This is a genomic window from Pseudopedobacter sp. (genome assembly GCF_040392825.1).
Lineage (GTDB): Bacteria > Bacteroidota > Bacteroidia > Sphingobacteriales > Sphingobacteriaceae > Pseudopedobacter.
The window spans coordinates 1-9,073 of record NZ_JBEBVH010000167.1; the positions used below are offsets into that span (position 1 = coordinate 1).

A 9,073-nucleotide genomic window follows, 5' to 3' on the forward strand; every position below is an offset into this window, starting at 1 on the left:
CATTATTCATGTAAAAGCCTCCATTAGGTCCTTTTGCCGATAAAATAATACCTTTTCTACTCAGGTCCTGAAGTATTTTAGCTAAAAAATGTTCGGGAGAATCTATCCCCTGGGCAATTTCTTTAATACCAACTTTTCTGTCCTGGGTAGTTTTATGAGCGATAAAAAAAACCGCTCTCATAGCATATTCACAAGTCTTGGAAAAAACACTCATATATTAATTGCAAAGTTAAGTTATAAATAGATGAAATAAAAAGAGTTTTTTATCTTTTATTTCTTGCGTGAAATTTTCTCCCACTTTTTAATGAAAAGCAGATTAAAATTGATCTGTTCTCCCACTTTATTATTAAAACTTGTTTTGAGGTGTTATATGGCGGTTTTTAATCATTGTTTTTAATTTTTTAAGGTGAGAAACTATAATATTAGAGTTGCTGAAATGTGATTTTTAAATAAATTTTGACTTGTTGAAAACTTTTTGTGGTAAAAAGTGGTAATTAGTGGAAGATATGTTTACTTTTACATAACCAAAAACTATAGGTACAATTATGTCTCATCTGATAGGGGAATTTGATTGTAAGCTTGATGCCAAAGGAAGATTAATGGTTCCTTCTGGCCTCAGGAAGCAATTGCCTGCGATTGATGCAGATGGGCTTGTTGTGAATAGAGGTTTTGAGAAACATTTGGTGATTTATTCTAAAGCTGAATGGGATAAAGTAACTGGAGAATTGGCGCAATTAAATCCGTACGAAGAAAAGAACAGAAAGTTTGTGAGGTATTTTACCAGAGGAGCAACCGAGTTGTCTTTGGATTCAGCAGGTCGTGTATTGTTGCCAAAATCGTTGCTGGAGTATGCGGGTGTGGGTTCCGAAGTGGTGCTTTCTTGTCAATTTAATAAAATAGAGTTGTGGTCTAAAGAAGCTTATGAAGAGCAAATGGATGATGAGCCTGAGAACTTTGCAAACCTGGCAGAAGAAGTAATGGGTAAAGGAAGGAGGAGTGATGGCTGATGTTTATCATGTTCCTGTGATGCTAAAAGAATGCATTAATGGCTTGGATATAAAATCCAATGGTATTTATGTGGATGTGACTTTTGGAGGTGGCGGACATTCTCGTGAAATTGTAAAGCATTTAGGTGAGGGTGGTGTTTTGGTGGCGTTTGATCAGGATGTAGATGCGCAGCGAAATTTGATTGAAGATGATCGCTTTGTGTTTGTTGATCAGAATTTTAGATATCTGAAAAATAATCTCCGCTTGCATGGTTTGGTTCCGGTAGACGGTGTCTTGGCTGATTTAGGAGTTTCGTCTCATCAGTTTGATGTGCCTGAAAGAGGTTTTTCTACCCGTTTTGATGGAGAGTTGGATATGCGGATGGATCAGTCGGGAGAGTTGACAGCAAAAAAGGTGATCAATGAATATGCTGAAGATGATTTGCATAAAATATTTGGGATCTATGGCGAGATTCAGAATGCAAAATCTTTAGCAAAAACAATTGTTACGGCTAGATTAAATAGAAATATTGAAACGATAGACGATTTAAAAAGGGCTATAACAAAGCTAATTCCCAGAAATAAAGAGAATAAGTATCTGGCGCAGGTGTTTCAGGCACTGAGAATTGAAGTGAATCAGGAGATGGAGGTTTTAAGGGAGTTTTTAGAGCAAACTGCAGAAGTATTGAGGCCGGGAGGGAGATTGGTGGTGATGTCGTATCATTCTTTGGAAGATAGATTGGTTAAGAATTTTATGATGAAAGGAAAGTTTTCCGGACAAGTAGAGAAGGATTTTTATGGAAATGAAATTAAGCCGTTTACGGTTTTAACTAAAAAATCTATAGTAGCAGGAGATGAAGAGCTGGTGAAAAATAATAGAGCAAGAAGTGCAAGATTGAGGATAGCGGTAAAAAATGGTTAACAAAATAAAAATGCCTCTTGAGGAGGAAGAACCGGTGGTTGAAAATCAGCCAGTAGAGCAGGAAGAAAGAAGTCCTGCTGTTTCTGCTTTATTTTCTTTTTTTACCAACGGTGTTGTTTCTAAAGAGGCTGCTACGGAAGCATTGCCTTTTGTTTTGTTTTTGGCCTTTTTGGGGATGATTTATATAGGGAACAGGCATACGGCAGAAAATAACATTAGAAAAATTGATAAACTAAATAAGGAAGTAAAAGAATTGAGCTGGGATTTTAAGACTTTAAAAGCGGATCTCATGTTTAAAAGTAAGCAAACGGAGGTAGTTAAAAGAGTGGATTCTGTTTTGGGTTTAAAAGTTCCGGTAGAGCCACCGATAAAAATAAAAGTAAGTCAAAATGAATATCAGGACTAATATTCTTCTTCGTGTTTATGCAGCTTTTGGCTTTATAGTGTTGTTCGCTATTGCTGTAGTGGCTCGTATGGGTTATGTGCAGATTGCTCAGGGAAATAAATACCGGGCGATGGCTGACAGCTTGAGTACTAAATATGCCGAGGTAGAAGCTGCTAGAGGGAATATTTATTCTGCAGATGGGAGTTTGCTGGCTACATCTGTTCCTGAGTATGAAATCAGAATGGATTTATTGGCTGGGGGTATTCAGGATGATCATGTTTTTTATGAAAAGGTAGATTCTTTAGGTTATAAACTTTCCAGGCATTTTGGAGATAAAAGCGGAAGAGAATATTCTCGCTTATTACGTAATGCCAGGGCGGAAGGGCAAAGATATTTTCTGTTGAAAAGAAAAGCTTCATATCAGGATTTGAAGGCAATTAAGACCTTTCCTATTTTTAATATGGGAAGATATAAAGGAGGCTTAATTGCGGTTCAGAAAAATAAAAGAATATTTCCGTTCAAAGATCTGGCTGCGAGAACAATCGGTTATTATAATGAAAATGCCGGTGCCGCAGTTGGACTGGAAGGTGCTTATGGTGATTATATAAACGGAGAAACGGGAAAAAGATTAGTGCAGCGTATTGCCGGAGGTGTTTGGATGCCTGTGAATGAGGATGCAGAGATAGCGCCCAAAGATGGGGCAGATATTATTTCTACTATAGATATCAATATTCAGGACTTAGCTCAAAATGCGTTAAAGAAGCAGTTGATTAAGAGTGAGGCCGATTTTGGAACTGTAGTAGTGATGGAGGTGGAAACCGGGAGAATTAAAGCTATAGCGAATTATACCAGGGTTGGAGAAGAATATAAAGAAACCTTTAATTATGCTATCGCACAGAGTGCCGAGCCTGGCTCGACTTTCAAACTAGCATCTTATATGATTGCTATGGACGATAAGAAATTTGGTTTAACTGATAAGGTGGATACCGAAGGTGGGAAATATAAGCTTTTCAGGCACACTATCAGAGATTCTCATGAAGGAGGATATGGGGTGATAAGTATGAAAGAAGCGTTTGAAGTGTCTTCGAATGTGGCTATAGTGAAACAGATTTATAATAATTATAAAGACAGCCCGTCTAAATTTACAGACAGACTGCATGATTTGAAACTTGGCGAAAAATTAGGGCTTCAAATTCCGGGCGAAGGCTCTCCTCTGATTAAAACACCTAAGAGTAAATCGTGGAGTGGTCTTACATTGCCGCAAATGGCATATGGTTATGAGTTGAAAATGACTCCAATAGAGATTTTGTCGCTATATAATGCGGTTGCAAACGGAGGAAAAATGATTAGCCCTCTTTTTGTACAGGAAGTTAGAAGATTGGGTAACACCGTAGAGCAATTCGAGCCAAGAGTAATTAATCAAAAAGTTTGTTCAGATAACACGCTCTCTATGTTAAAAGAGATGTTGGAAGGTGTAGTGGAAGAAGGGACAGGAAAAGATCTTCAGAATCCATTATATAAGATTGCAGGGAAAACCGGTACAGCTCAGGTGGCAGACGGTGCAAAAGGCTACAGAGGTAAGAGGAAATATCAGGCATCATTCTGTGGCTATTTTCCTGCCGAAAAGCCTAAGTATTCTATGATAGTTGTGGTTCAGAACCCTACAAAAGGTTCGTACTACGCGGCTCAGGTTGCAGGTCCTGTATTCAGGGAAGTAGCTGATGTAATTTATGCGAGTGATTTACAAATGTATGCCGATGTTAAAGAACCTCGGATAATTGGAAATACAAGAATGCCGGCAGTAAAATCTGGACATAAGAAAGCTGCGCAGCAATTATATAAAGAATTTGGTATTAAATCTTATTTCGCATCTGCCAGCGATATAGATGTGGATACGAATAAAGGAATTTCTTATAAAGAAGTCAGGTCTAATAGCGGTACAGTTCCGGATGTAAACAGAATGGGACTGAGAGATGCTATTTATGTTTTGGGAAATGCTGGATTGAATCCAGTAGTAAAAGGTTCCGGTGAAGTATATCAGCAATCGATACCTCCGGGAGCCAGAGTAATGAAAGGAACAAAAATAACAATCGAATTACGTTGATGGCGGTATTAAAAGACATATTGTATGGAGTTGCCATTGAACAGGTAATTGGGTCTACAGAAGTAGAGATTTCCCAGCTGCAATTCGATTCCAGAAAGGTTTCCGGCGGGACTCTGTTTGTGGCCATTAAAGGAACCCGTTCCGATGGACACAATTTTATAAATGACGTAACAGAAAATGGGGCAAAAGCAGTAATTGTCGAATTACTGCCCGAGGTTATTGCAGAAGGAGTTACTTATATCAAAGTAGCGAATTCTGCAAAAGCGCTGGGGCTGCTTGCTTCAAACTTCTATCATAATCCATCTTCCCGGTTAAAATTAGTAGGTGTAACCGGGACAAACGGAAAAACAACAGTTTGTACTTTGCTGTACAAGCTGTTTAAAAAGCTTGGGTATAAAGTAGGGTTGATTTCAACAGTAGAAAATTATATAGATGGCACTGTAGTTCCGGCTACTCATACAACACCAGATCAGATTGCCTTAAATCAGCTGTTAAGCAAAATGGTAGAAGCTGGCTGTGAATATTGTTTTATGGAAGTGAGTTCACACGCTGTAGTTCAGCGTCGTATAGATGGGTTGAATTTTACCGGAGGTGTTTTTACAAACATTACACATGATCATTTAGATTTTCATAAAACTTTTGATAATTATATCAAAGCCAAAAAAGCATTTTTTGATGATTTAACCAGTCAGGCTTTTGCACTCACAAACGTAGACGATAAAAACGGAAACGTAATGTTGCAAAATACCAAAGCTCATAAAAAAACTTATGCCTTAAATTCTATAGCCGATTTTAAAGCTAAGATTATTGAGAATCTCTTTTCGGGTTTACATCTGGATGTAGATGGTTTGGAGGTCTATTTCCGATTGGTGGGATCTTTTAATGCTTATAACTTATTAGCAGTTTACGGAACAGCATTATTACTGGAACAAGATAAAATGAAAGTGCTAACCAGCTTAAGTATGTTAACAGGAGCTGAAGGCAGATTCGATTACGTGATATCTCCTAATAAAGTCATTGGTATTGTGGATTATGCCCATACACCGGATGCATTGAGAAATATCCTTTCTACAATAGAAAATATCAGTTCTGGAAATGAATCTATTATTACTGTTGTAGGGTGTGGTGGGGACAGAGATAAGGAAAAAAGACCAGTTATGGCGCAAACTGCCTGTGACTGGAGCCATAAGGTTATTTTAACTTCAGATAATCCGAGAACAGAAAAACCGGAGGATATTCTAAAGGATATGTTAACTGGTGTTTCGGCGGTTAATCAGAGAAAGGTGTTGACCATTTTAGATAGAAGGGAAGCTATAAAGACGGCATGCCACTTAGCCAAACCAGGAGATATTATTCTCCTTGCAGGTAAAGGACATGAAAAATATCAGGAAATAAACGGGGTGAGAACTGATTTTGATGATAAACAAATATTAATAGAACAATTTAATTTATTAGCCTAATGCTATACTACCTATTTAACTTTTTAGATAAGCATTTTGATTTTCCCGGAGCTGGGATATTTCAGTTTATCTCGTTCAGAGCGGGAATGGCTATTATTTTGTCACTCATTATTACTACTGTCTTTGGTAGCCGGCTAATTGCCTACCTAAGATATAAACAAGTAGGCGAAACGGTAAGGAATTTAGGACTAGAGGGGCAGATACAGAAACAAGGGACACCTACTATGGGCGGTTTAATTATCATAGCTGGTATACTAATCCCTGTACTGTTATTTGCAAAACTGGAAAATATCTATATCATCTTGATGCTTATTACAACCGTTTGGATGGGAGCTATAGGTTTTCTGGACGATTATATCAAAGTATTTAGAAAGAATAAAGAAGGCTTAGCGGGCAGATTTAAAATAGTAGGGCAGGTGGGCTTAGCTTTAATTGTTGGGTGGACAATGTATTTCCATCCTCAAATTCTGGTGAGACAAACTGTAACGGGACCGTTGCCGGCCACTGTAAAATCCCATACGCAAATAAAAGGATTGAATGAAGAAATTATTACTAATGCCGAAGGCGAGAAACTAATTAGAGTAGAAAAAGCAACAGGTGTTTATTATGCAAAAGATGTAAAAAGTACAACAACCAATGTTCCTTTCTATAAAAACAATGAGTTCGATTATGCTAAGGTTCTAAAGGTATTCGGCGGTAATTATGAAGATTATGCCCTATTGGTTTTTCTGTTGTTTGTCATTGTTATTATTACAGCGGTTTCAAACGGAGCTAATATTACAGACGGTATAGATGGTCTGGCAACAGGGACTTCTGCCATTATTGGTATAGCACTTATGTTGCTTGCCTATGTTTCTGGTAATACAATCATCGCTGATTATCTGAAAATTATTTACATACCTAATTCGGGAGAGCTGGTGATTTTTGCTTCTGCTTTCGTAGGAGCGTGTATTGGTTTCCTTTGGTATAATACCTTTCCAGCCCAGGTTTTTATGGGCGATACAGGAAGTTTAACCATTGGTGGTATCATTGCTGTTTTTGCAATTATGATTCGTAAAGAATTGCTGATTCCGGTATTGTGTGGTGTGTTTTTAGTGGAAAATTTGTCGGTAATTATTCAGGTAACCTGGTTTAAATACACTAAGAAAAAATATGGCGAAGGTAGGCGGGTGTTTTTAATGTCTCCTTTGCACCATCATTTCCAAAAGAAAGGTTACCACGAAGCGAAAATTGTAACGCGTTTTTGGATTGTAGGAATTTTATTGGCCATTATCACTATAGTGACATTGAAAATCAGATAAAATGGACAAGAGACAGAGAATTGTAATATTGGGTTCAGGGGAAAGTGGAGTTGGTGCAGCCATCTTAGCACAAAAGCATGGCTTCGATGTCTTTGTGTCTGATTTTGGAGCTATTGGCGATAAATATAAAGAAGAACTTTCGGCAAGAAATATATCCTTCGAGGAAAACAAGCATACAGAAGACCTTATTCTAAATGCTGCTGAGATTATAAAAAGTCCGGGTATTCCTGATAAGGCTCCGATTATCAAAATGCTGAAAGAGAAAAATATACCCATTCTTTCCGAAATAGAATTTGCAGGTAGATATAATAAAGCAAAAACTATTTGTATTACGGGCTCGAATGGTAAAACCACCACTACACTGCTGACTTATCATATCTTAAAAAAAGCGGGTTTAAATGTGGGATTGGCGGGAAATATAGGTTATAGCTTTGCTAAGCAGGTGGCCGAAGAAGATTTTGATTATTACGTACTGGAGCTAAGCAGTTTCATGCTGGACAATATGTACGATTTTAAAGCAGATATTGCTGTTTTATTAAACATAACGCCTGATCATTTAGATAGGTATAATTATGAGATGGATAATTATGTCGATTCTAAATTCAGAATAGTACAAAATCAGACTATAGCAGATCATTTTATTTACTGTGCAGATGATCCCGAAACAACTAAAGGATTAGAAAGACATCCTATTCTGGCAGAACAACATTCTTTTTCTATTATCAACAAAGTAGAAAACGGAGCTTTTTTGGAAAACGAAACTATACATTTCAACATAAACAACGTAGAACCTTTAACTATGACTATTCAGGAGCTTGCATTACAAGGCAGTCACAACGTTTACAACTCAATGGCATCGGGAATTACAGCGAAAATTCTTGAGCTTAGAAACGAGACTGTACGTGAAAGTATGGGAGATTTTAAAAATGTAGCTCATCGTCTGGAATTTGTGGCTAAGATTTCAGGAATCACTTTTATAAATGATTCAAAGGCGACCAATGTGAACTCGACATGGTATGCTTTAGAGAGTATGAATTCTGATGTTGTTTTGATTCTGGGTGGAGTAGATAAAGGAAATGATTATTCCATGTTGAAGAATTTGGTTAAAGAAAAAGTGTCTTCAATTGTATGTTTAGGTTTGGATAATAAAGCGATTCATGACGCATTTGAAGACGATGTTGAAATTATAGTTAATACTAAGTCTGCTGCAGAAGCTGTTGAAGTAGCCTATCATTTGGCTAAAAAGGGATCTACAGTATTATTGTCTCCTGCTTGTGCCAGTTTCGATTTGTTTAAGAACTACGAAGACAGAGGAGATCAGTTTAAAGCCGCGGTTAGAGAATTATAGGATTTAAAAACATTTGCCGATATGATTAAGGATATTTTAAACCACACAAAAGGAGACAGATGGATCTGGCTGATCATAATCTTGCTGTCTTCTATTTCCGTTTTGGCGGTTTATAGCGCCACAGGTACTTTGGCTTACAAAAGAGGAGTGGGGTCAGAATCCTTAATGTTTAAGCATTTATTGTTTATAGTTATCGGTTTTGTATTAATCTATTTTGCTCATATGCTGAACTATAGATATTACGCAGGAATCTCTAAAGTTTTAATGATTATTACCGTTCCATTATTGCTTTATACACTGGTTTTTGGAAGTAATGTTAATGATGCGAGCCGGTGGATTTCAATTCCGGGTACTGGTTTAACCTTTCAAACATCAGATTTAGCCAAATTGGCTTTGATAACTTTTTTAGCCAGAACTTTAACCAAGAAACAGGAAAATATTAAAGATGTAAAAAAGGCATTTTTGCCTATAATGGGTTCTGTTTGTGTAGTTTTTATATTAATTGGATTAGCTAACTTATCTACAGCTTTAATGCTGTTTGGAGTGAGTATTTTGATATTATTAATA

The 9,073-nt window shown here is 37.1% G+C and carries 9 protein-coding genes; 8 read left to right on the top strand and 1 reads right to left on the bottom strand.

Annotated elements, in window-relative coordinates; all coding sequences use genetic code 11:
* Positions 1 to 214, bottom strand: a 214-nt coding sequence (locus ABWO41_RS12090; RefSeq protein ID WP_353138125.1) for an RrF2 family transcriptional regulator, incomplete at its 3' end; no start/stop codon positions are given.
* A gap of 331 nt (positions 215 to 545) precedes the next feature.
* On the opposite strand from ABWO41_RS12090, the gene mraZ reads away from it, so the two are divergent.
* The 8 genes from mraZ to ABWO41_RS12130 form a co-directional block, all read left to right on the top strand.
* Entirely contained in the window at positions 546 to 1,007 is a 462-nt protein-coding gene (gene mraZ / locus ABWO41_RS12095) for a division/cell wall cluster transcriptional repressor MraZ (protein ID WP_353138128.1), read from the top strand.
* Positions 1,000 to 1,908 (top strand): 16S rRNA (cytosine(1402)-N(4))-methyltransferase RsmH, encoded by a 909-nt coding sequence (gene rsmH / locus ABWO41_RS12100; RefSeq protein WP_353138131.1) that lies wholly within the window; start codon positions 1,000 to 1,002, stop codon positions 1,906 to 1,908. The genes mraZ and rsmH overlap by 8 nt, the downstream gene beginning before the upstream one ends.
* Positions 1,901 to 2,314: an FtsL-like putative cell division protein gene (locus ABWO41_RS12105; RefSeq protein WP_353138134.1), complete on the top strand. Its 414-nt coding sequence runs from the start codon at positions 1,901 to 1,903 to the stop codon at positions 2,312 to 2,314. The genes rsmH and ABWO41_RS12105 overlap by 8 nt, the downstream gene beginning before the upstream one ends.
* Complete coding sequence (locus ABWO41_RS12110) at positions 2,298 to 4,397, top strand: PASTA domain-containing penicillin-binding protein (protein WP_353138137.1); 2,100 nt, start codon at positions 2,298 to 2,300, stop codon at positions 4,395 to 4,397. Before ABWO41_RS12105 ends, ABWO41_RS12110 begins: the two co-directional genes overlap by 17 nt.
* A complete protein-coding gene (locus ABWO41_RS12115) occupies positions 4,397 to 5,857 on the top strand; it encodes a UDP-N-acetylmuramoyl-L-alanyl-D-glutamate--2,6-diaminopimelate ligase (RefSeq protein ID WP_353138140.1) in 1,461 nt (486 codons plus the stop codon). The genes ABWO41_RS12110 and ABWO41_RS12115 overlap by 1 nt, the downstream gene beginning before the upstream one ends.
* Entirely contained in the window at positions 5,857 to 7,158 is a 1,302-nt protein-coding gene (gene mraY / locus ABWO41_RS12120; RefSeq protein WP_353138143.1) for a phospho-N-acetylmuramoyl-pentapeptide-transferase, read from the top strand. Before ABWO41_RS12115 ends, mraY begins: the two co-directional genes overlap by 1 nt.
* Position 7,159: 1 nt before the next feature.
* Positions 7,160 to 8,506 (top strand): UDP-N-acetylmuramoyl-L-alanine--D-glutamate ligase, encoded by a 1,347-nt coding sequence (gene murD / locus ABWO41_RS12125; RefSeq protein ID WP_353138146.1) that lies wholly within the window; start codon positions 7,160 to 7,162, stop codon positions 8,504 to 8,506.
* A gap of 21 nt (positions 8,507 to 8,527) precedes the next feature.
* Positions 8,528 to 9,073 (top strand): FtsW/RodA/SpoVE family cell cycle protein (locus tag ABWO41_RS12130; protein ID WP_353138149.1); only part of this gene is annotated, 546 nt, incomplete at its 3' end.

Bases quoted from the DNA above. Each gene is read 5' to 3' on its own strand.
- mraZ (WP_353138128.1), top strand. From the start codon at position 546: ATGTCTCATCTGATAGGGGAATTTGATTGTAAGCTTGATGCCAAAGGA.
- rsmH (WP_353138131.1), top strand. From the start codon at position 1,000: ATGGCTGATGTTTATCATGTTCCTGTGATGCTAAAAGAATGCATTAAT.
- ABWO41_RS12105 (WP_353138134.1), top strand. From the start codon at position 1,901: ATGGTTAACAAAATAAAAATGCCTCTTGAGGAGGAAGAACCGGTGGTT.
- ABWO41_RS12110 (WP_353138137.1), top strand. From the start codon at position 2,298: ATGAATATCAGGACTAATATTCTTCTTCGTGTTTATGCAGCTTTTGGC.
- ABWO41_RS12115 (WP_353138140.1), top strand. From the start codon at position 4,397: ATGGCGGTATTAAAAGACATATTGTATGGAGTTGCCATTGAACAGGTA.
- mraY (WP_353138143.1), top strand. From the start codon at position 5,857: ATGCTATACTACCTATTTAACTTTTTAGATAAGCATTTTGATTTTCCC.
- murD (WP_353138146.1), top strand. From the start codon at position 7,160: ATGGACAAGAGACAGAGAATTGTAATATTGGGTTCAGGGGAAAGTGGA.